Annotated in this window: 26 protein-coding genes; 25 read left to right on the top strand and 1 reads right to left on the bottom strand. The window is 71.4% G+C overall.

The features are described 5' to 3' along the window. Positions 1-38: 38 nt before the first annotated feature. Positions 39-848, top strand: coding sequence for a protein transporter Sec31 (locus tag ACL02U_RS09685; RefSeq protein ID WP_412790280.1), 810 nt, complete (start codon positions 39-41; stop codon positions 846-848). Here ACL02U_RS09685 and ACL02U_RS09680 read toward each other — a convergent pair. After that, positions 827-949 (bottom strand): hypothetical protein, encoded by a 123-nt coding sequence (locus ACL02U_RS09680; protein WP_412790279.1) that lies wholly within the window; start codon positions 947-949, stop codon positions 827-829. The genes ACL02U_RS09685 and ACL02U_RS09680 overlap by 22 nt on opposite strands. On the opposite strand from ACL02U_RS09680, the gene ACL02U_RS09675 reads away from it, so the two are divergent. The 24 genes from ACL02U_RS09675 (at position 944) to ACL02U_RS09560 (ending at position 20,223) form a co-directional block, all read left to right on the top strand. After that, positions 944-1,477 carry a hypothetical protein gene (locus ACL02U_RS09675; RefSeq protein ID WP_412790278.1) on the top strand — a complete coding sequence of 178 codons (534 nt, stop codon included), beginning with the start codon at positions 944-946 and terminating at the stop codon, positions 1,475-1,477. The genes ACL02U_RS09680 and ACL02U_RS09675 overlap by 6 nt on opposite strands. Next, positions 1,474-1,986, top strand: a complete 513-nt coding sequence (locus tag ACL02U_RS09670) for a hypothetical protein (protein ID WP_412790277.1) — start codon at positions 1,474-1,476, stop codon at positions 1,984-1,986. Before ACL02U_RS09675 ends, ACL02U_RS09670 begins: the two co-directional genes overlap by 4 nt. Further along, entirely contained in the window at positions 1,983-2,567 is a 585-nt protein-coding gene (locus ACL02U_RS09665) for a hypothetical protein (RefSeq protein ID WP_412790276.1), read from the top strand. The genes ACL02U_RS09670 and ACL02U_RS09665 overlap by 4 nt, the downstream gene beginning before the upstream one ends. Positions 2,568-2,650: 83 nt before the next feature. Next, positions 2,651-3,103, top strand: a complete 453-nt coding sequence (locus ACL02U_RS09660; protein ID WP_412790275.1) for a hypothetical protein — start codon at positions 2,651-2,653, stop codon at positions 3,101-3,103. A gap of 333 nt (positions 3,104-3,436) precedes the next feature. Further along, complete coding sequence (locus tag ACL02U_RS09655; RefSeq protein ID WP_412790274.1) at positions 3,437-3,790, top strand: holin; 354 nt, start codon at positions 3,437-3,439, stop codon at positions 3,788-3,790. Positions 3,791-4,099: 309 nt separating this feature from the next. Then, positions 4,100-4,570 carry a hypothetical protein gene (locus tag ACL02U_RS09650; protein ID WP_412790273.1) on the top strand — a complete coding sequence of 157 codons (471 nt, stop codon included), beginning with the start codon at positions 4,100-4,102 and terminating at the stop codon, positions 4,568-4,570. Beyond that, on the top strand, positions 4,557-6,188 hold the full coding sequence (locus tag ACL02U_RS09645) for a hypothetical protein (RefSeq protein WP_412790272.1): 1,632 nt from the start codon (positions 4,557-4,559) through the stop codon (positions 6,186-6,188). The genes ACL02U_RS09650 and ACL02U_RS09645 overlap by 14 nt, the downstream gene beginning before the upstream one ends. 15 nt (positions 6,189-6,203) lie before the next feature. Continuing rightward, positions 6,204-7,670: a phage portal protein gene (locus ACL02U_RS09640; RefSeq protein ID WP_412790271.1), complete on the top strand. Its 1,467-nt coding sequence runs from the start codon at positions 6,204-6,206 to the stop codon at positions 7,668-7,670. Continuing rightward, positions 7,667-8,746 (top strand): hypothetical protein, encoded by a 1,080-nt coding sequence (locus tag ACL02U_RS09635; RefSeq protein WP_412790270.1) that lies wholly within the window; start codon positions 7,667-7,669, stop codon positions 8,744-8,746. The genes ACL02U_RS09640 and ACL02U_RS09635 overlap by 4 nt, the downstream gene beginning before the upstream one ends. 49 nt (positions 8,747-8,795) lie before the next feature. After that, positions 8,796-9,584, top strand: a complete 789-nt coding sequence (locus tag ACL02U_RS09630) for a hypothetical protein (RefSeq protein WP_412790269.1) — start codon at positions 8,796-8,798, stop codon at positions 9,582-9,584. A gap of 18 nt (positions 9,585-9,602) precedes the next feature. Then, complete coding sequence (locus tag ACL02U_RS09625) at positions 9,603-10,457, top strand: P22 coat protein - protein 5 domain protein (RefSeq protein ID WP_412790268.1); 855 nt, start codon at positions 9,603-9,605, stop codon at positions 10,455-10,457. An 18-nt stretch (positions 10,458-10,475) separates the two neighbouring features. Continuing rightward, entirely contained in the window at positions 10,476-10,838 is a 363-nt protein-coding gene (locus ACL02U_RS09620) for a hypothetical protein (RefSeq protein WP_412790267.1), read from the top strand. Between the two features lies 1 nt (position 10,839). Then, positions 10,840-11,175, top strand: a complete 336-nt coding sequence (locus tag ACL02U_RS09615; RefSeq protein WP_412790266.1) for a hypothetical protein — start codon at positions 10,840-10,842, stop codon at positions 11,173-11,175. 18 nt (positions 11,176-11,193) lie between these two features. Beyond that, complete coding sequence (locus ACL02U_RS09610; RefSeq protein WP_412790265.1) at positions 11,194-11,757, top strand: hypothetical protein; 564 nt, start codon at positions 11,194-11,196, stop codon at positions 11,755-11,757. Next, positions 11,754-12,170: a DUF6093 family protein gene (locus ACL02U_RS09605; RefSeq protein WP_412790264.1), complete on the top strand. Its 417-nt coding sequence runs from the start codon at positions 11,754-11,756 to the stop codon at positions 12,168-12,170. Before ACL02U_RS09610 ends, ACL02U_RS09605 begins: the two co-directional genes overlap by 4 nt. Continuing rightward, positions 12,167-12,553: a hypothetical protein gene (locus ACL02U_RS09600; RefSeq protein ID WP_412790263.1), complete on the top strand. Its 387-nt coding sequence runs from the start codon at positions 12,167-12,169 to the stop codon at positions 12,551-12,553. Before ACL02U_RS09605 ends, ACL02U_RS09600 begins: the two co-directional genes overlap by 4 nt. After that, positions 12,550-12,951: a hypothetical protein gene (locus tag ACL02U_RS09595; RefSeq protein ID WP_412790262.1), complete on the top strand. Its 402-nt coding sequence runs from the start codon at positions 12,550-12,552 to the stop codon at positions 12,949-12,951. Before ACL02U_RS09600 ends, ACL02U_RS09595 begins: the two co-directional genes overlap by 4 nt. Before the next feature lie 10 nt (positions 12,952-12,961). Continuing rightward, positions 12,962-13,294 carry a hypothetical protein gene (locus ACL02U_RS09590; protein ID WP_412790261.1) on the top strand — a complete coding sequence of 111 codons (333 nt, stop codon included), beginning with the start codon at positions 12,962-12,964 and terminating at the stop codon, positions 13,292-13,294. A 70-nt stretch (positions 13,295-13,364) separates the two neighbouring features. Then, complete coding sequence (locus ACL02U_RS09585) at positions 13,365-13,844, top strand: hypothetical protein (RefSeq protein ID WP_412790260.1); 480 nt, start codon at positions 13,365-13,367, stop codon at positions 13,842-13,844. Then, entirely contained in the window at positions 13,844-14,359 is a 516-nt protein-coding gene (locus tag ACL02U_RS09580; protein WP_412790259.1) for a hypothetical protein, read from the top strand. The genes ACL02U_RS09585 and ACL02U_RS09580 overlap by 1 nt, the downstream gene beginning before the upstream one ends. A 116-nt stretch (positions 14,360-14,475) precedes the next feature. After that, positions 14,476-14,664 carry a hypothetical protein gene (locus ACL02U_RS09575; protein ID WP_412790258.1) on the top strand — a complete coding sequence of 63 codons (189 nt, stop codon included), beginning with the start codon at positions 14,476-14,478 and terminating at the stop codon, positions 14,662-14,664. A 3-nt stretch (positions 14,665-14,667) separates the two neighbouring features. Next, positions 14,668-17,679 (top strand): phage tail tape measure protein, encoded by a 3,012-nt coding sequence (locus ACL02U_RS09570; RefSeq protein ID WP_412790257.1) that lies wholly within the window; start codon positions 14,668-14,670, stop codon positions 17,677-17,679. Further along, positions 17,676-19,145, top strand: a complete 1,470-nt coding sequence (locus tag ACL02U_RS09565) for a hypothetical protein (RefSeq protein ID WP_412790256.1) — start codon at positions 17,676-17,678, stop codon at positions 19,143-19,145. Before ACL02U_RS09570 ends, ACL02U_RS09565 begins: the two co-directional genes overlap by 4 nt. 10 nt (positions 19,146-19,155) lie before the next feature. Then, positions 19,156-20,223, top strand: a complete 1,068-nt coding sequence (locus ACL02U_RS09560; RefSeq protein ID WP_412790384.1) for a DUF5047 domain-containing protein — start codon at positions 19,156-19,158, stop codon at positions 20,221-20,223. The last annotated feature ends 142 nt before the right edge of the window (positions 20,224-20,365 follow it).

The raw sequence follows: 20,365 nt of genomic DNA, 5'->3' as shown, positions 1-20,365 counted from the left end.
CCAGCGCGAGGCCGGCCACCACGCCCCCGGAGAAACCCGTGAAGACCACCCGCACCGAGCTGGTGCCCCACACCATCGACGGCAAGACCCGCCTCGTCCCCATCACCGTGCCCGTACCCGCGCCCCCCCGCGACTGGGACCGCATCATCCTCACCGGCGTCACCACCACCGCCGCCCTCGTCGTCGCCGCCTCCGTCACCTGGTCCACCGCCAGCATCGGCGACCTCCTCACCCGCATCGTCATCGCCCCCGCCGCCTACGGCGCAGCCGCCGTCTTCGACCTCGCATGGATCGCCTGCATGGCCGTCGAATGGCTCGCCCGCTACGACCGCCAGCAGGCCGCCCTCCCACGCCGCATGGGCCACTCCGCCCTCGCCGTCGCCATGCTCGCCGTCGCCGCACACGGCTACCTCCTCGGACACCTCGTCATCGGCATCGTCGGCGCCGTCGTCTCCGGCCTCGCCAAGAGCCTGTGGACCGTCGTCCTCCACCACCAGGCCCCGCCCCTCGACGACCGCACCCGCGCCTGGATCGAGCAGGAACTCGCCGACGCCGGCGCCAGCCTCGCCCTCATCCCCGCCCGGCGCCGCGTGCAGCGCGCGCACGCCCTCGTCGCCGCCGAACGGGCCGCACTGCCCAGTCCGGACCAGTCCGGACAGGACGCCGACGATCCGGACGCCACCCCGGAGCCGGCCACGGCCGGGCCCATGACCATCAAGGACGCAGTCCGGACCGCCCTGGACTCCGGAATCCGCGAGCCGGACAAAGTGCTCACGTACGTCCGCAAGGTCGCCGACGCCAACGCCCGCGAGGACACCGTCGCCCGCTACATCCGGCTGGCCGGCTGATGGGCGCGCAGCCGCCACCCGGCGGTGACGAGCTGCGCGCACGCCACCACCTTCGCCGCCTCCACGCCCGCCCCCTCGGCCACCAGGACCCCGCCATGCACGACCCCGAGCCCCGACTCGTCACACCCACCCGCGTCATCCCCGCCGGCACCCCGCTGCCCGCCCGGCCGCCCGAGCCCGACGAGGCCCCACCCTGGCGCACACCGCCCCAGCCGCAGCCTGCCGCGCCCACCCCGGACCCCGGACCCGTCGACGTCCGCCACACCCACGAGATCGTGCTGACCTGGCCGGACACCGATCCGGACCCCACGCCACCCCTCTGGGCACGCCTCTGGGACCGCCTCACCACCTGGCGCATGCTCGCCGCCATCCTCGCCGCCCTCACCCCCTGGGCCGGCGGCCACAGCCCCGTCGGCCTCTGGGCCCACACCCTCCACCAGGCCCGCACCGAAGCCAGCATCGGAGCCGCCTACGTCATCGCCACAGTCGCCGTCCTCACCACGTGGACGCTCGACCGGCGTACCAGCCGAGTCGTGCCCCGCTTCCTCCTCGTCACCGCCCTCCTCGGCACCCTCGGCGTCCTCAACTGGTGGGACCCGATCCTGCTGCTCACCGGAGTCACCCGATGACCGCCACGACCACGCTCACCCTGGGCGGCCTCCTCCTCGCCCTGATCATCCTCACCTGCAACCTCCACCCCTGGTGGACCGGCGGCCGGGAACCAAAGCAACTCGCCGCATTCGGGAAAGGCTTCGGCGCCTCCGCCTGCGCAGCCGCCTGCCCCGGCGGCCTCCTCGGCTGGGCACACACCCGCTCCGGCACCCTCGGCAACGGCGCAGGCGAGAAGACCGGCCAAGCTCTCACCGGCACCCGCCCGGCCGCCGCCCTCACCCCCGGCCAACTCGTCGGCCTCGGCACCACCGGCGCGATCATCGTCACCATCGCCATCACCCTCACCGTCCTCGCCTACAAGCAGGCCGGGAAGAAGGACCGCCGCCGGATCATCGGCGGCGCCTACGTCGGCTCCGTCCTGCTACTCACCGCAGGCGTAGCCGGCGCCCTGCACTGGCTCCCCAGCGCTCTCAACGGCGTCGGCGACGCCGTGGCAGGGCTCTTCGAGGGAGCAGGTGTCCTGTGAGCCGACTCGCCCGCCCCGCCACCCGCCTCGCCGCCGGCTCCCGCACACTCGCCCACCGTCTCGGCGCCCGCACCGCCGCATGGATCGCCCGCGGACGCCGCACAGACCTCACCGGCTGGCGCGCCGCCCTCGGCTGCTGGACCCGCCTCGGCCTGGTCCTCCTCGGCCTCTACGCCCTGTGGCGCATCGTCCGCGCCGTCCCCCAACTGATGTGGCTACTCACCGCCTGCTGGACGTTCGCCGCCTGGCGAGCCGGACGCCCGACCCCCGCAGAGCCCGCCGCCGAAGAGCCCGCAGCGCAGCCGGACGGCACCGCGATCCGCGCCCTGCTCCTGGACCTCATGGGCGACCGCTCCGGCGTGCACCTGCGTACCGTCCTCGCCCACCTCCAGGCGCAGGGGCAGTGGGAGGGCCGCACAGTCACCGACATGCGCACCCGCCTGGAACAGCTGGGGGTGCCCGTGCACCGCGGCGTGAAGGTGGCCGGCGTGCCGACCTGGGGGGTGCGCCGCAGAGACCTGCACGCCCCTTCCCCGACCGCGGCCGAGGAGGCGTCTACCGGCCCATCTACCGCCGCCTGACCTGCACGTCTACCCGCCCATCTACCGCCCGTCTACCAGCCCATCTACCGCAGTTGTCACACCCAGAGAGGACCATCACGCTCATGACCCGCCAGCTCCCGCACGCCCCGTACATCACCGCCATCGAGACCGCGCTCACCGAGGCCCAGCTGACGCCCGAACAGGCCGACGCCTTCGTGGAGGACTCCTACGACGTGCCCCACCTCCGCGGCGTCATCACCCTCACCCCCGAAACGTCCGGCATCCCCGCGGACCGGTACCCGCACGGGCTGATCCTCGTATGGGACTGGCACACCGGCCGCGACGACGACCACGACCGCGGCCCCGCCTGGCAGTGGGCCCGCCTCCGCGAGGACGGCTCCTGCACCTGGCCGCACGAGACGCTGCCGGTCCCCGGCTGGGTCGCCCCGCCGATGCTCGCCGCCGCAGCCGCCACCCTCGCCCACACCGGCACCGCAACCCCGATGGGCAGCTTGTGGCGCCAGCGTGCCCGCACCGAGCAGGCCTGCGAGGCGTGGGCCCAGGACGCCCTGTAGTTGCGCATCGGACGATCACCAGGCATCCTGGCCCCACGCCCGGCATGCCCGGACACAGAAGCCCCGCCACCGCGGGGCTTTCTCATGTGAGGCCGATCAGGCGTCAGGCCGGCGGTTCTTCCGCCCGCCCCACTCCGCGGCCAACCCGCCCAAGATCAAGGCCGTGCCCACGATCACACCCGGCCACCACGTGATCAGACGACACCCGATCACCAGCACGATCCCCGCCACCACAACGCCCAACGGCGTATCCACCCGCGGCACAAGCCACCCCCAGTCGACACCCCCGGACCACCCGGACCGAGACGACACACGGTAGAGCGGGAGGACCCGATGCCCAAGCCCCGCTGGCGCATCTGCCCCGTCCCCGGCTGCCCCGAGTACACCCAGGGCGGACGCTGCCCCCAGCACCGCCGACAGGCCGAACAGCAGCGCGGCAGCGCACGACAACGCGGCTACGGCCGACAACACGAACAGCGCTTCCGGCCCGCAGTCCTCGCCCGCGACCCCATCTGCACCCTGTGCGGCCGGGCCCCCAGCGTGCACGCCGACCACCATCCCCTCAGCCGACGCGAACTCGCCGCCCAAGGGCTCGACCCCGACGACCCGCAGCATGGACGCGGACTCTGCGGGCCCTGCCACAGCAGGGAGACCGCCCGACACCAGCCCGGCGGCTGGAACCAGTAAGGCGCGGGCCCACGCTGCTGGACGACGACGATGCGCTGGACGAGCGAGCCGATCGAGCGACATCGATCCCTTCACTGATCGTTCGCCGAGCCAGCGCGACGCAGCGCCACCGAACCAAGAGCGACGATCAACAAACCGTCACCATCAGTGATGATCACCAGGGGGAGGACCCCTTGATCACGATCACGCCCGGACCGCCGGGGAGGTGGCTGGGAAGTCAGCCGGGTTCAGAGGCCCGCTGATCATGCTCCGCTGTCACGCAAGGTGATGGCACGACGCTGCGCAATGCGGCCAACTGGAGTGATCAACATGCCGAAGGGTGGAGCACGCACCCGTTCCGGACCGGCCCCCGACCCCGATGCGCTCCGCCGCGAGCGGGATGCCGGCGAGTGGACGGTCCTGCCCGCCGAGGGCCGCCAGGGCGCAACGCCCGACTGGCCGCTGACCGAGGAGGCCGACCGCGAGGCCGAGCTGTGGGAGCGGCTGTGGAGGATGCCGCAGGCGCTGATGTGGGAGCGCTACGGGCAGGAGCTGGAGGTGGCGCTGTACGTGCGTCGGCTGGCGGAGGCGGAGGCCCGCGGATCGTCGGTGGCGCTGTCGACGCTGGTACGGCAGATGGCCGACTCGCTGGGCCTGTCCACCCCGGGGATGCGCGCCAACCGGTGGCGTGTCGATCGGCCCCGGGAAGGTGAGGACGCGCCGGTGAGCGCCGACCCGGCGGCGGCCACGGTGTATGACGCCCGGGCCCGGATCAGGGCGGCCGCCGGTGGTAGCGGCTGACGACGGGACCCGCTCGCTCGACTTCCCCACGCTGTTCATCGCCCCGACGTGGATCGCCCGGCACTGCAAGCTGCAGGCTGTCGGTAGCGTCGATCCGGCGCCCCGACCGTTCGAGATGTACGACTGGCAGCTGCGGATCACAGCGAACCTGTACCGAGTGCGGCCTGAGGCCCAACTGGGTCAGCTGTCGACGGCGTTCCACTACCGCCGCGTCCAGGCGGTGGCGCCGCAGAAGTCCGGCAAGGGCCCCTGGGCGGCATCCGTCGTCGCCGCGGAGGGCGTGGGCCCGGTTCTGTTCGCTGGCTGGGCGCGCGGCGGGGAGCGGTACCGCTGTGCGGATCATCGGTGCGGTTGCGGCTGGGTGTACGAGTACGAGCCGGGCGAGCCGATGGGCCGGCCGTGGAACAAGCCGCTGATCCAGATCACGGCGACGTCTGAGGACCAGACCGACAACACGTACCGGCCGCTGCAGGAGATGATCCGCAACGGGCCGTTGTCGGAGATCATGCGGGTGGGTGAGCAGTTCATCCGGCTGCCGAACGACGGCCGGATCGACGTCGTTACGGCCAGTGCGCAGTCCCGGCTGGGCAATCCGATCACCTTCGCCGTGCAGGACGAGACGGGCATCTGGACCGACGGCAACGGCATGACGAAGGTCGCGACCACGCAGCGGCGTGGCCTGGCGGGTATGTCCGGTCGGTCGTTGGAGCAGTCGAACGCCTGGGACCCCACAGAGAACTCCGTCGCGCAGAAGACCGCGGAGACCAAGGTCAAGGACGTGTACCGGTATCACCGGCTGCCGCCCAAGGGCCTGGACTACGCGAAGAAGAGCGAGCGGCGGAAGATCCACGCCGTGGTGTACCAGGGCAGCCACCACGTCGATCTGGACTCCATCGAGGGCGAGGCCTCGGAGCTGATGGAGAAGGAGCCAGCCGAGGCCGAGCGGTTCTACGGCAACCGCATCACGGCCGGGATGGGCACCTGGCTGCAGCAGGATCGCTGGGACGCCCGCCTCGCCGTGCAGGAGGTGCCGGAGGGGGCGGCCGTCGCGCTGGGCTTCGACGGCAGTGACGTGGACGACTGGACCGGTATCCGGGCGGAGACGCTGGACGGCTACCAGTTCACGCCGACGTACGGGCCCGACAGCCGGCCCTGCATCTGGGATCCGGAGGACTGGGACGGTCAGGTACCGCGGCTCGAGGTCGACGCCGCCGTGGACGAGCTGTTCGAGCGGTTCACCGTGGTCCGCATGTACGGCGATCCGCCGTACTGGACGAGCGAGATGGCGGCCTGGCAGGCCCGGCACGGCGAGAAGCGGGTCATCGAGTGGCAGACCTACCGGGTGGCGCAGATGCACGCGGCGTGCGAGCAGCTGCTCACGGACGTCACGAAGAAGGACACGACGTTCCGGCACGACGGCTGTGAGACAACGTCGATCCACGTCCGCAACGCGCGTAAGGCGGCCCGGCCGGCGAAGCGTTACGTCCTGCGGAAGGCGACGCACACGCAGAAGATCGATCTGGCCGTGGTCTCCGTCCTCGCGCATGAGGCGGCGTGCGATGCGATCGCTGCGGGCCAGGCTGCGCCGCCGCCGAAGTACTACGCCTACACGGCTTGAGGAGAGGGGGCGAGTGTGGCTACGGAGGAGCAGGCCCGGCGCCTGGTGGACGTGCTCGCCGCGGAGCTGACGGCCCGGTCGGGCACGGTCCTGAAGCACGACCGCTACTACCGGGGCAAACACCCGCTGAAGTTCGCGTCCGAGGAGTTCCGCAAGTACTGCGCGGACCGGTACGAGGGTTTCTCGGACAACTGGACGCAGCCGGTCGCCGACAGCCCGGTGGAGCGGCTGACCGTCACCGGTGTGCAGGTGCCCGGCGAGGACCGGGCGGACAGTGACCTGTGGCAGGTGTGGCAGCGCAACGGCCTGGACGCCGACAGCCAGCTGGGGTTCCTCGGCGCGGGCAACGCCGCCCGCGCGTTCGTGCTGGTGTGGGGCAACCCGGCCGACGAGGAGACGCCGGAGGTCACCTTCGAGGACGCCTCGTCGGCCGTGGTCCAGTACCAGCCCGGCTCCCGCCGGCGGCGGCGGGCGGCGCTGAAGTCGTGGCAGGACGGGCACCGCGAGTTCGCGACGCTGTACCTGCCGGACGAGGTATGGAAGTTCGAGCGGCCGCTGTCCGCCGGGGACCAGAAATCGCCGCAGATGGCTGAGGCCGACGTCGTGGTGGAGTCCTGGACGCCGCGGGAGATGGGCCGGGAGCCGAACCCCCAGCCGAACCCCATGGGTGTGGTGCCGATGGTGGAGCTGCCCAACAGGCCCCTGCTGGCCTCCGACCCGGTGTCGGACGTGTCCGGCGTGATCGCGATGCAGGACGCGATCAACCTGCTGTGGGCGATGCTGTTCACGAACGCGGACTACGCCTCGCTGACGCAGCGCATCATCACCGGCGCGGAGATCCCGAAGGTGCCGATCCTGGACGCGACCGGGCAGAAGGTCGGCGAGCGGCCCATCGACCTGAAGAAGTTCGTCACCGACCGCATCCTGTGGCTGGAGAACCCAGAAGCGAAGGCGGACTCCTGGCCAGCGGCGCAGCTCACGGCCTACACCGAGGTGATCGAAGTCTGCGTGGGCCATATCGCCGCGCAGACCCGCACCCCGCAGCACTACCTGATCGGCCGCATGGCGAACCTCTCCGGGGACGCGCTGATCGCGGCGGAGACGGGCCTGGTGAAGCGGGTCGAGGAGAAGCAGCTGTGGTTCGGGCAGGCGCTGCGTGAGGTGTTCCAGCTGGTGTGTCTGGCCCGCGGGGAGGACGCCAAGGGCCGGGCGCTCGCCGGGGGCACGGTGCTGTGGAAGGACCCGCAGTCCCGCAACCTCGCCCAGCTGACGGACAGCCTGCTGAAGCTGAAGCAGATCGGGTTCCCGTTCGAGTGGCTGGCCGGCCGGTTCGGGCTGACGCCGCCGGAGGTCGCCCAGCTGATGGAGATGCGGGCCCGGGAGGCCGAGCTGGACCCGGTGTCCGCTCTCATGAACAGCGGGCCCGGCCCGGGCGCGCCGGGCCCGGCTCCGTCGCCGCCTGCCAGTAGTGGGCAGCCGTGACCGAGCCCCTGGTCCTGGCGCAGCGGTACGCCGGCCGTCAGCGCAGGCTCGCGGTCACCGCGGTGGCGGCCGCGTTGCGCGAGTGGCGGTCGCTGGACTCGGCGGACCTGCGCGCGTCGTGGGCCGTGGTGGGGCCGCGTCTGTTCACCGTCCTCAGTGCCGCGCAGCTCTCGGCTGCTACCGGTGCCGACGACTACGTCACCGCGGCGGCGGCCTCGCAGGGCGCCGCACCGCAGCCGGACGCTGCCACCGTGGACGCGGCCGCGTTCTCCGGTGTCGCCGCGGACGGGCGCCCGCTGGACACGCTGCTGTCGCGGCCTCTCGTCATGACCTACCGGGCGCTCGCGCAGGGGCACTCCGTCGCCGAGTCGCTCGGCGCGGGCCAGAACCTGCTGGGCACCATCGTGCGATCGGAGGTCGCCGACGCGGGCCGCCAGGCCGTCGGGGTGGCCATGACGGGCCTGCGCACGATCCAGGGATACGTGCGGGTGGTGCAGCCCCCGGCGTGCTCGCGCTGCATCATCCTCGCCGGCCGCGAGTACGGCTGGAATGCGGGTTTTCAGCGGCATCCGCGCTGCGACTGCATCCATCTGCCGACCACGCTGGTCGCCCGCCGTCAGCACCGCGGCGGCCTGCACGGCGACAGCTTCTCCCCGCACACCGCGCCGGGCGGTACCGCCCGCGGCTTCGTCAGCCCGCGCGCCTACTTCGACAGCCTGTCGACGACGGAGCAGGACCGTGTCTTCACGCAGGCCGGAGCCCGGGCCATCCGCCAGGGCGCCGACATGAGCCAGATCGTCAACGCCCGCCGCGGCATGCACACCACGACCGCCTACGGGCGGCGCGTGGCCGCAACACGGGAAGGCACCACGCGGCGGGGCTCCTTCTACCGCTCGGAGAGGGCGCGCACCGAGCAGCGCACCGGCACCCGGTTCGCCCGCTCCCGCAGCGAAGTGGGCCGCCTGCCCACCTTCCACCTGCGCTCTCCCCGGCTGCTGCCCGAGGAGATCTACCGCCTGGCCGAAGACCGCGAGGACGCCATCCGCATGCTGCGCCGCTTCGGCTACCTGACCTGACCCGGACGCAACGCCCGGGCCCGACTTCCGCAATGGGAGACGCATCACCATGACCGCATCCACCCTGCCCGTACACCCCGTCACCGGCCGCACCGCGCTGGGCTGGCGCAAGCCGCGCCCCGGCGAGGACGAGGCCGGCCTGTATCCGGTGTGGCCGATCCTCGGCGCCGCCGACGACGATGACGACGGGGACGGCCAGGACGGCGACGGCGACGCAGGAGACGACGCCGACGACGACCAGGGCGACGACGCGGGCGACACCGACGGCGGCGACGGCGACGGCCAGGACGACGACGCCGACCCGGAAGGCGCCGACCAACTCGGCGACCCCGGCAAGAAGGCGCTCGCCTCCATGAAGGACAAGCTCCGCAAGGAGCGCGAGCGGCGCAAGGCCGCCGAGGGCGAACGCGACAAGCTCAAGGGCTCCGGCGACGCCGACGACCCCGAGCGCATCCGCAACGAGGCGACCCAGGCCGCCACCGCCCGCGCGAACGCCCGCATCGTCCGCTCGGAAATCCGAGCCGCCGCCGCGGGCAAGCTCACCAACCCACGCGACGCCCTCCACTTCCTCGACGTGTCCCAGTTCGAGGTCGACGAGGACGGCCAGGTCGACGAGGACGAGATCGCCGACGCGATCGACGACCTCCTCAAGGAACGCCCCTACCTGGGCGCCGCCGCAAAGGGGCAGTCCAGGTTCCAGGGGACCGGGGACGGCGGCGCCCGCAAGGGCACCGGCGGGCCCAAGCAGCTCACCGAGCAGCAAGTGAAGAAAATGACGCCCGAGCAGATCGACGAGGCTCACCGCAAGGGTCAGCTCCGCGACTACCTCGGCGGATAGCCACCCGAGAGGAAACCGATGTCCATCAAGCGTTTCCGGCCGGAGATTTGGTCCGCCAAGCTCCTGGTCGCGCTCCGTAAGCAGCTGGTGTACGCAGGCCCCGGCATGGTCAACCGCGACTACGAGGGCGAGATCCAGGACGCGGGCGACACCGTCCGCATCACCTCGATCTCCCGGCCGACGATCGGCACCTACGACCCCAACTCCACGGTCATCACGCCGGAGGAGCTCAACGACGCGCAGCGCACCCTGGTCGTCGACCAGTCCAAGTACTGGGCGTTCAAGGTCGACGACGTCGACAAGCGGCAGGCCCGGGGCGACGTAATGCCGCAGGCGATGAGCGAGGCGTCCTACGCACTGGCGGACGTCGTCGACCAGTACGTGGCCAGCCTGTACACGCAGGCGCAGGCCGCGAACCAGCTCGGCACCATCAGCGTGCCGACCGGGAACCCGGAGTACTTCTACTCGAAGATCGTCGTCCCGCTGAAGGTCGCCCTGGACGACGCCAACGTGCCCCGCCAGGGCCGTTGGATGGTCGTGCCGTCGTGGCTGGAGGGTCGGGCCCTGCTGGACCCGAACTTCATCAACGCGGAGAAGGCCGCCGACTCCGGTGCCGCCCTGCGTAACGGGTTCATCGGCCGCGCTGGCGGATTCGACATCTACATGTCGAACAACTGCCCCAACCCGACCGGCGACGACTACGTGGTCACCGCCGGCAACAACACGGCGATCAGCTTTGCCGAGCAGATCAACAAGACCGAGGCCTACCGCCCGGAGTCGTCCTTCTCGGATGCGGTGAAGGGCCTGGCGCTGTACGGCGCGAAGGTCGTCCGCCCCGAGGCGCTGGCCACGGCCATCGCGTCGCAGACCTGATCAGGAGGGCCACACCCCATGGCACGCACCGCAGTCGCGTACAGCGACCTCGTCCCCAACAGCAACCTCGCCGACCCGGCCGGCACCGCGGTCACCGCGGGGGCCGGCAACGGCGGGCAGGTCTCCGACGCCTTCCCGGAGCTGACCGTGCTGCGCGTCGTCAACGGCGCCACCGCCGGCACGGTCACCGTGCTGGCCGGTGAGCTGCCGCTGGCGATCGCCTCCGGCCAGGGCGACCTGGCCGTCTCGGTCGGCTCGTCGGCCACCGAATGGGTCGGCCCGGTGGAGTCCGGCCGCTTCCTGCAGAGCGACGGCAGTCTGATCTTCGAGACCGATCAGGCCATGACCGTCACCGCCTTCAAGGTCCCGAGGAACACCTGACATGGCCGAGACGATCTACCTCCTCGGCGAGGGCGGCGGCATCCACGCCATGGACCTGCCGCTGCCCGAGCCGATCCAGGAGCGCCTGACCAAGGGCATGCTGCGCCGCGTCAACAAGGACGGCAGCCCCTACACCGAGAAGCCGGCCGGACCGGCCCTGGGCACGCCGCCCGGGCCCGGCGAGCAGCCGCCCGGGCTGCCGACCGCCGAGCCGGCGAAGAACGCGCCGAAGGCGGAGTGGGTGGGCTGGGCCGTCGTCCAGGGAGCCGACGCCGAGCAGGCGGACGGCATGACCAAGGCCGACCTCATCGAGACGTACGGCACCCCCAGCAGCTGAGACGGGAGGGCACCGCCCATGGCTCTTCCCTCCCTGGCGACGCTCGCTGACTCCGTCACCTACGGCTACAGCCTGCCCGCCGACTCCGCTACGACCCTGCTCGCCCGCGCGTCGGTCAGGATCCGGCGCGCGGCCGGCCAGCCCATCACCCCCAGCACCGTCACCGTGCAGCTGCCCGTGCACAGCATCTGCCTGGAGCTGCCGGCGCCGCCGGTCATCTCGGTCACCGACGTCCAGGCCGTCGCCTCGGACGGGACGACGAGTGCGCTGACGGGCTGGTGGTGGGACGGCGTACACCTGCGCCTCGCCGACGACTGCGACATCACCCGGGTGCAGGTCACCTACGAGCGAGGCTGGGACACGCTCCCCGACGGCATTGTGGAACTGACCTGCCAGGTCGCCAACCGGCTGGCCAACACCCCGGTCGGCATGGACGCCGGGATCCGGGAACGGGCCATCGACGACTTCCGTGAGACGTATGCGGCCGAGTCCGTCCAGGCCGCCGGGGACCTCCTGCCCGGCGAACTCACCGCGCTGCAGCGCGACCTCGGCGAGCGCTGCGTCTGGGTGGTGGGACTGTGATCGGCCTGGACGCGTTCCTCGCCCGCGGCCGGGCCGCCGCCGAGGAGCTGATGCTCGACACCATCACCCTGTACCGGCCGGGAGCTGACGTCTTCGACCGGGACACCGGGCAGACCGTGCCGGGCCCGCCCGCGGTGATCTTCTACACCGGCCCGGCCCGGGTGCGGCCGGCCCAGCTGGCCGTGTCCCAGGTGCAGGCCGGGGAGCAGGAGCTGCACCTGCGTCAGTACCGGATCACCCTCCCTTACGGGACGCAGCTGCCCGACTCGGGGGAGCGGCCGGCCGCGGGCGACGTCGCGGACGTCAACGCGTCCCCGAACCCGCGGCTGGTGGGCGTGCGGCTGTGGGTGCAGGGGGCCCAGTACAGCGCCACCGCGACGGCGTGGCGGATCATCGCAGAGGAGCGGTCATGAGCGTGGATGTGAGTCAGGTGCAGCGCCTGTCTCGGGACCTGTACCGGGCGGGCCCCCAGGTGCAGGTGCGGGTGCGGGCGGTGGTGGAGCGCGGCGCGGTGAACGTCAAGCGGGACTGGCGGGCGAACGCCGCGGCGAGCGCCGGACGGCACGCGCGTCTGTATCCGGCGTCGATCTCCTACGACATGCGGCACTACACGGGCGGCGCGATCGCGGAGATCGGGCCCGACAAGGGCCGCCCGCAGGGTGCGCTGGGCAACCTGCTGGAGTACGGGTCCAGCCGGAACCCGCCGCACATGGACGGGGCCCGGGCCCTCGCCGCGGAGGCGCCCCGGCTCGCGGAGCAGATCGCGGCCGCGGTCGGCCGCCAGGTGCTGTCATGACCGCCCCCGCGGTGCTGCCCCACCGCGACGCCGTGGTGGCCGCCCTCGAGGACGCGGGCCTGACCGTCGGCCTGGGCGTGGCGCCGTCCCCGGTGCCCGGGTCGGGCATGTACGCGGTGGTACACATGGGCCCGGGCCGGTCGGTGTCGGAGTCCCTCGCCGATGTCCGCACGGATTTCGACGGGCTGATGCAGGTGACCGCGATCGGCCCGGATCAGGAGCGCTGCCTGTGGGTGGCCGACCAGGTCCGTGCCGCCATGGCGGCGCCGCTCACGGTGTCCGGCCGGGCCGGGTTCCGTCCGGAGGAGTTGGGCGGGCCTCCGGCCGTCCGGGACGACGACGTGTCCCCGCCGGTCTGGTTCGCGCCGATCCAGTTCATGATCCGATCCACCAGCTAGGAGGCTCCTCGTGGCCACTCTCACCGTCCAGGCCATCACCGCCGACGGCCTGGAACCCGTCTACACCGCGGCGGCCGCCGGCGGCGACAAACTCAAGCCGGGCGCGAACACGTTCCTGCACGTCGTCAACGGGGGCGCGTCGCCGATCACGGTGACCGCGGCGACACCCGGGAACTACTACGGGTCCGTCGCGAACCCGGACTTGACCGTGACCGTGGGCGCGTCGGGCGAGCAGATGATCCCGATCCCCGTGACCCCGTTCGCGGACGCCTCCGACTCGGGCCTGGCGTCGATCTCGTACAGCGACACCACCAGCGTGACCGTTGCCGCACTGCGCGTCTGACCAGCCCACCCACCCCATGCTCGCCCCGCCCTGACGGGGCTTTCTCTATGCCCTCAAGGGAGGACACGTCATGTCCGACGTGATCAACGACGGAAAGACCAGGGTTTACTGGGTCTCCGCGATCGCCGACATCTCCGCGCCGACCGTCGCCGAACTCGACGCCGGCAGCGACTTCACGCTGCGCATCACGCCCGACGGCCTCGGCATCCCGGCCGAGACCGCCGACGTCGACAACAGCTCGCTGGGCTCGACGTTCACGACCATGCGGGCCGGCCGACGCTCCTTCAGCCCGGAGGTCACGTTCAAGCGGGGCGACACCGCGGGCGACGACCTGCCGTGGTCGACGCTCACCTACCAGACGCAGGGCTACCTGGTCGTCCGCCGCGTCCTCGCCTACACCACCGCCTGGACCGCCGGGCAGGAGGTGGAGGTGTACCCGGTCGAGTGCGGCGAGCGGAACAGCATCCCGCCGGCGCCGAACGAGGTCGCCAAGTTCACGTCGCCGATGAAGCTCCGCGCCGAGCCGGACACGTCCGCGGTGGTCGCCTGATGCCCGACATCAAGGACATCCTCAAGAAAGCGAAGCCGCGCGAGCACACGGTGCGGATCTGCCTGGCCGGGGATGTGGCCGCCGAGGTGGAGCGGCTGGAGGCTGAGCTGCGGGCCGTGTCGGAGTGGACGCCGACCAGCATTGCCGACCAGCACCCGGGCGTGGAGATCGCCAAGAAGATCTCGGCCGCCCGCGAGAAGATGCGCGCCGCCGAGGTGGAGTTCACGTTCCGCGCGCTCGGCCGGCTGGCCTGGTCCGACCTGGTGGCGCAGCACCCCAGCGAGGACCAGGACCAGGCGTGGGACGCCGAGACCCTCGCCCCGGCGCTGGTGGCCGCCTCCGCCGTCGACCCGGTCATGACCCCGGAGCAGGTGGACGCCCTGTTCGAGCGCCTCAACAACGGGCAGCGCGACGAACTGATCGGCGCCGCCTGGGCTGTGAACGGCGAGGCGACCTCCGTCCCTTTCTCGCTGGCCGCCTCCGCGATCCTCGCCTCCCACACCGGCGAGAAGTAGAGACCGCGCGCGCTTGGGGCGTCCCGCGCAGCATCTTCCTGGGCCGGCCGTGGCCGGGCCCGGGGGAGCCGCTGTGGCTGGACGACGACCGGGCGTGGGCGCTCGCCCTGGCCGAGGTGGAGGCGGACACCTGCCCGGACTGCGGGCAGTCCTGGCAGGACGCCACCGCCCCCGGCAGCGAGGGCGCGTGGACCGCTCACATCACCCGCTGCCACGCCTGCGCGACTGCGGCCCGCACGGTCGCTCAGTTCGAGTCTCAGGGCGGCGACACGCGCGGCCTGCACGTCCACGTCACCCGGGGGTGAGACATGACGGACCGCACAGTGCTGGTGCGTGTCGGCGCGGTCACCAGCGGATTCAACGCGGGCATGCGGAACGCGGCCCGGACAGCGTCACGGACGTCGGCGAGTATCCGCACCAGCATGAACGACGCGTCCCGGCGGACCGCGGCCACGATGAACCGCATCGCGACCAGCCAGCGCACGGCGCTGAAGGCGACCCGTGGCGGCTCTCTGGCGCTCATCGCCGCGTTCGCGCTCGCCGCCGGGGCCGCAGCCAAGTTCGAGACGGCCATGAGCGAGGTCAAGGCCGTCTCGGGCGCGTCCGGGGCAGAGCTGCAGAAGCTGCGGCAGGCCGCGCTGGACGCAGGGCGCACGACGAAGTACTCGGCGACGCAGGCCGCGCAGGCTGAGGCCGAACTCGCCCGGGCCGGTGTGAAGACCGCCGACATCGTGGGCGGTGCGCTCACCGGGTCGCTGGCGCTGGCGGCGGCCGGGCAACTGGACCTGAAGGAAGCCGCGATCACGTCGGCTCAGGCCATGAACACGTTCGGCCTGACCGGCAAGGACATGGCGCACGTCGCGGACGTCCTCGCCGCCGGCGCGAACAAGAGCGCCACGAACGTGCACCAGATGGGGCTGGCTATCCGCGCGGGCGGCCTGGTCGCCCACCAGACCGGCCTGTCGCTGGAGGAGACCACCGCCGCGGTCGCCGCGTTTGCCGACCATGCGCTGATCGGCTCGGACGCCGGTACGTCGCTGAAGGCGATGCTGCAGCGGCTGACCCCGCAGTCCAAGGAAGCCCAGGCGATGATGGACAAGCTGGGCTTCTCCGCCTACGACTCGCAGGGCAAGTTCGTGGGCCTGTCGGAGCTCGCGGGGCGCCTGCAGAAGTCGTTCAAGAACCTGACGCCGGAGGCCCGAAGCGCGGCCTTCGGGGTGATCTTCGGATCCGACGCGGTGCGCTCCGCGAACGTCCTGTACCAGCTGGGCGCGAAGGGCGTCGACGAGTACACGAAGAAGGTCAACGACCAGGGGTACGCGGCCAGGACCGCGGCCACCCAGATGGACAACCTCATCGGCGACTTCGAGCTGATGAAGAGCGCTTTGGAGACGGCGCTCATCCAGTCCGGGACCGCCGCCAACGGGGTACTGCGCGACATGGTGCAGTGGGTCACCCGCCTGGTGAACGCGTACAACTCGCTTCCCCCGGAGCTGCAGTCCGCCGCCACGCTCACGCTGGGTGTCGTCGGCGCACTCGGCCTGGCCGCATCGGGCATGCTGCTGCTCCTGCCGCGCATCATGACGGTGAAGCGGGAGCTGCGTGACATGGGCCTCACCGCGGCCCGGACCCGCACGGCCATGGGTGCGCTGGGTAAGACCGGCCTCGTCGTCGCGGGCCTGCTCGCTGTGTCCTACGCGGTGCAGAAGATCCGCAACCAGTTCAAGGATGCGCCCCCCGACGTATCGAAATTGACTAACTCCATGGTCGACTTCGCCCAGAGGGGCAAGGTCTCCGGCGAGATGGCCAGCAAGTTCGGCAACGACCTGGACGGCTTGGGTGAGGCAATCCAGCGCGTGGCCCACCCGACCGGAGGCGCCCGCGCCACCGACATCGTCAACTCGCTCACCCTCGACCTCACCAAGGGGCTGGGCGAGGCGCAGATTCCCCTGGACGAGGCACACGACAAACTGGACGCGATCGATCAGTCGCTGGCGCAGCTTGTTTCCTCCGGTCACGCTGAGGAGGCGGCGGCCAACTTCCAGCGGTTCGCGCAGGCCGCCCACGAGAGCGGCACCTCGACGGAGAAGTTCCTCACCCTGCTGCCGCAGTACACCGACGCGCTCGCCTCCAGTGACGCGCAGAGCAAGCTGGCGGCGGGCTCGCAGGGCGACCTGGCTACGGAGATCGCCAAGACCAAGGCGGAGATGCAGGACCAGCGCAGCGAGGCCGAGAAGCTGTCGGACTCCCTCGACGCGCTGAACGGGGCCAACATCAGTGCCGCCGAGAAGAGCATCAGCTTCCAGCAGTCGCTGCACGACCTGACGAAGACGGTCAAGGACAACGGTCACAGTCTCAGCGAGACGTCGGAGAAGGGCCGCCAGGTCAAGAGTGCGTTCCTGGACGCGGCGAAGGCGGCCATGGCGCACGCCCAGGCCGTCTCCGAGCAGAAGGACAGCGTCGCGGCCGGCAACGCCGTCCTGGCCAAGGACATCACCGCACTGAAGCGCACGATGAAGCAGGCCGGGTTCACGCAGAAGCAGATCGACGAACTCACCAGCGCCTACGCGCGGCTGCCGGAGAGCGAGGCCACCAAGGTCACCGCACCGGGCACGGTAAAGGCCACCCAGGAGGTCGAGGATCTGTACCGGTCGGTGCTGGACCTGCCCGCGGGGAAATCCATCACCATCAAGGCGCCCACCAAATCGGCGATCAAGGACCTGCGGGCCGCCGGCTACCAGGTGAAGATCCTGCCCGGCGGCAAGAAGATCACGATCACGGCGCCGACCGGGGACGCACGGCGGGCCCTGAGCAATCTGCAGGACCAGATCGACCGCATGCACGGCAAGACGCTCACCGTGCACGTGGCCGCCAACATGCAGAAGCGGCTGGCGAACGCCGGTCTGATGGCACAGGGCGGTCTGCTCCACCGGGCGCAGGGCGGGCCCATCCCGGGCTACCCAGGTGGCGGACCCGTCGTCGGGCCCGGTACGTCCACGTCGGACAACGTCCTGTTGTGGGGGTCGAACGGCGAGTTCATGGTGCGCGCCGCGTCGGTCGCCAAGTACGGGTTGTCGTTCATGAACGCGCTCAACGAGGGCCGGCTGCCTGCCGGGCGGCCCACGCCGGCGCGCACCTACGCCAGCGCAGCACCTCCGGCCGCGCCGCCCGCAGTAGGCGGTGGCGTGTTCACCGGGGAGCTGTTCCTCGACTCTGGGCAGCTGCTCGGCGTCATCAAGGGCACGGTCCAGCCGATGCTCCGCGACTCCGAGCAGCGGCAGGCCCGGCAGGCCCGGACAGGGAAGGCGGCGCTGCGGTGACGATCTCGATCAGCGGCTCGGGCGCGCTCGCCGAGGACGCCGACACCATCACACCCGCGTACCCGTCGTCGCCGACGGCCGATCAGCTGCTCGTGCTGACGGTGCTGTCCGGGCACACCGACGACCCGACACCCGCCACCCCGTCAGGCTGGACGCTCGTCACCTCCACGGTCGGCGGCGGCGGCACCTTCGGCAGCGGCGCCGGCCCGCGGCGGTTGACCTGGTTCGTGCGGGTGGCGACGGGCGGCGACAGCACACCGACCACGTCGATCACCTCGGGGTCGACGGGTTCCCTCATCGCCGGCCGCATCCACGTCCTGGACCGCAGCGCGGGCACCGGCTGGCGGTGGGCCGTCAGCGTCGGTGAGGACACCAGCAGCGGCACCAGCCTCTCCGCCGCCGCGGCGGACGCCCTCACCTGGGCGGCCGGGGACTTCGCGCTCCTCGCCTACACCGTGCACACGTCCACCGCGTCCATGACGAGCGAGGCCATCGCCGCGACCGGCATCACCTACGGCACCGTCACCGAGCAGGCAGACGACTCCCTGTCGACCGGGTATGCGGGCCGCCTGGCGGTCGCCTCCACCACAGTGTCGGCCGGCGCGGACACGCAGGCCCCGACCGTGTCGGCAACGCTCGCGGCCGCCTCCACCGGCGTGGCCGGCGTGCTCCGCATCCGGGAGGCGTCTGCCGATGTGGAGGGCGCCCAGCAGACCGTGTTCCCGCCGCGAACGCTGGTCACGGCGACGGGCCTGGCCGCGGACGACATCACCACCGTGACGTTCTACCGGCAGGTCGGCTCCACTCTGACCGCGGTGCGCGCGGCGACCGACGTCGACGTCACCGGGCAGGACGCCCTACTACGCATCGACGCGGAGCAGCCGTTCGGAGTGCCCTACGAGTACCTTGCGGTGCTCACCGACGTGAACGGCCTGACCTGGAACATCTACTCGTCGACGTTCACGGACACCGTCACCACCGACGTGATCTCCGACGCCGTCCGCGGTGTCGGCGCCCACGTCACCATCAAGGACTGGCCCTCCAAGAAGCGCACTCGGGATGCGTCCGTGTTCAACGTGAACGGCCGCCTCATCGTCGTCGGGAAATCCAGGTCGGCGCCGCAGGCCACCGTCATGGTCTCCACCGAGACCACCGCTGCCGGAGACGCCCTTCAGGACGTCCTCGACCACGCGACCGAGGGCACCATCCTCGTGCGGGCCAGCACCAGCCTGGCAGGGGTCGACGGGCATCTCGCGCTGATCTCCGATGACGAGCGGCGCGCCTGGTACATCCCGTACCGCGAGTGGGATCTGGACATCGCCGAGACCGAGGCCTGGTCGGACGTACTGGAGGCGAGCGGCTTCACCCTGCAGGACATCGCCGACAACGTCGACACCCTGCAGGACATCGCCGACGCCTTCCCCGGCACGCTCCTGGACATCGCCCTCTACGATTTCGGGAGCTGACGTGCTGGACATGTCGACCGAGGCGCAGGCCATCGTCCTCGCCGGCTACACCATGAGCATGCGCGCCGAGTCCTGGCTCGGCGACGAACTCCTCGCCGCGGACATCCCCATCGGCGGAGGAGGTGAGACCCGGGACCGATCGGACTCCGTGCCGGAGAGGATCACCCTCACGGTGCCCCGACGGGACCGCAGCACCGACTGGGATCCCCGCACCGTCGACCACCCTCTCGCCGCCTACGGTCAGCGGCTGCGCATCGACTCTGGCGTGGAGCTGCGCGGCGGACACACTGAGTGGATCAACCGCGGCTGGTACCTGATCACCGACTCGCGGACCGATGGCGAGACGGTCACCGTGACCGCCGACGGCCTGCTCAGCCTCATCGACGAAGCGAAATTCGTCGCCCCGTTCCAGCCGTCCGGCACTCTCGTGAGCACGGTGCGCGCGCTCGTCGAGCCGGCGCTCACCGTCACCGTCGACGGCACCCTCGCCGACCGGGCCGTGCCGCTCGGCATGCAGTGGGACACCGACCGTCTAGGGGCTTTGGCCGAGGTGCTCTCAGCGTGGCCGGCAGCCGCCCGGGTTACTGAGGACGGGTACCTGCTCGTGGAGCCCCTGTCCGACGATGGGGATCCGGTGCTGTCGCTGACCGACGGTGTGGGGGGCACCGTCGTGGAGTGGCGCGGCGGGTCGTCCAGATCAGGTGCGTTCAACGTGGTCGTCGCGCAGGGCGAGGACAGCGACGGCACGCAGATTCAGGGCGTTGCCTACGACGCGACCGGCACGTCCCCGTATCGGACGGGTGGGCCGTTCAACCCGCTGCCGGTGCCGTACCGGTTCGAGTCGCCGCTGATGTCGACGGTCGCACAGTGCAGGGCGGCGGCGACGACGAAGTTGGCGCAGCTGCGCCGCCAGGCGTACCGGAAGCTGGACGTGACGATGGTGCCGCACCCGGGCCTCGTGATCGGCGACCTGGTGTCCGTGACGGGCGCTGGTCTCACCGATGCGCTCTGCGCGGTGGAGGCCATGTCGCTGCCGTACTCGCCCAGTGAGATGGCTCTGACGGTGAGGGTGCTCTGACATGGCTGACCTGGGTATTTCGCGTGTTTCGCTGGCGGGGCAGGGCGCTCTCGTGGGGCGTGCCACCACCGACTCCAGTAGCGACGCGTGTCTGGCCACCGTCAGCGGTATCGAGATCACGGCGCGCGTGGTGGCCGGGGTG

Source organism: Streptomyces sp. MS06, assembly GCF_047200655.1.
Taxonomy (GTDB): Bacteria; Actinomycetota; Actinomycetes; order Streptomycetales; family Streptomycetaceae; genus Streptomyces.
This window is presented reverse-complemented; position numbering and strand designations above follow the sequence as displayed.

Bases quoted from the DNA above. Each gene is read 5' to 3' on its own strand.
- ACL02U_RS09675 (WP_412790278.1), top strand. From the start codon at position 944: ATGCACGACCCCGAGCCCCGACTCGTCACACCCACCCGCGTCATCCCC.
- ACL02U_RS09670 (WP_412790277.1), top strand. From the start codon at position 1,474: ATGACCGCCACGACCACGCTCACCCTGGGCGGCCTCCTCCTCGCCCTG.
- ACL02U_RS09660 (WP_412790275.1), top strand. From the start codon at position 2,651: ATGACCCGCCAGCTCCCGCACGCCCCGTACATCACCGCCATCGAGACC.
- ACL02U_RS09655 (WP_412790274.1), top strand. From the start codon at position 3,437: ATGCCCAAGCCCCGCTGGCGCATCTGCCCCGTCCCCGGCTGCCCCGAG.
- ACL02U_RS09650 (WP_412790273.1), top strand. From the start codon at position 4,100: ATGCCGAAGGGTGGAGCACGCACCCGTTCCGGACCGGCCCCCGACCCC.
- ACL02U_RS09630 (WP_412790269.1), top strand. From the start codon at position 8,796: ATGACCGCATCCACCCTGCCCGTACACCCCGTCACCGGCCGCACCGCG.
- ACL02U_RS09625 (WP_412790268.1), top strand. From the start codon at position 9,603: ATGTCCATCAAGCGTTTCCGGCCGGAGATTTGGTCCGCCAAGCTCCTG.
- ACL02U_RS09620 (WP_412790267.1), top strand. From the start codon at position 10,476: ATGGCACGCACCGCAGTCGCGTACAGCGACCTCGTCCCCAACAGCAAC.
- ACL02U_RS09615 (WP_412790266.1), top strand. From the start codon at position 10,840: ATGGCCGAGACGATCTACCTCCTCGGCGAGGGCGGCGGCATCCACGCC.
- ACL02U_RS09610 (WP_412790265.1), top strand. From the start codon at position 11,194: ATGGCTCTTCCCTCCCTGGCGACGCTCGCTGACTCCGTCACCTACGGC.
- ACL02U_RS09600 (WP_412790263.1), top strand. From the start codon at position 12,167: ATGAGCGTGGATGTGAGTCAGGTGCAGCGCCTGTCTCGGGACCTGTAC.
- ACL02U_RS09595 (WP_412790262.1), top strand. From the start codon at position 12,550: ATGACCGCCCCCGCGGTGCTGCCCCACCGCGACGCCGTGGTGGCCGCC.
- ACL02U_RS09585 (WP_412790260.1), top strand. From the start codon at position 13,365: ATGTCCGACGTGATCAACGACGGAAAGACCAGGGTTTACTGGGTCTCC.
- ACL02U_RS09580 (WP_412790259.1), top strand. From the start codon at position 13,844: ATGCCCGACATCAAGGACATCCTCAAGAAAGCGAAGCCGCGCGAGCAC.
- ACL02U_RS09570 (WP_412790257.1), top strand. From the start codon at position 14,668: ATGACGGACCGCACAGTGCTGGTGCGTGTCGGCGCGGTCACCAGCGGA.
- ACL02U_RS09560 (WP_412790384.1), top strand. From the start codon at position 19,156: ATGTCGACCGAGGCGCAGGCCATCGTCCTCGCCGGCTACACCATGAGC.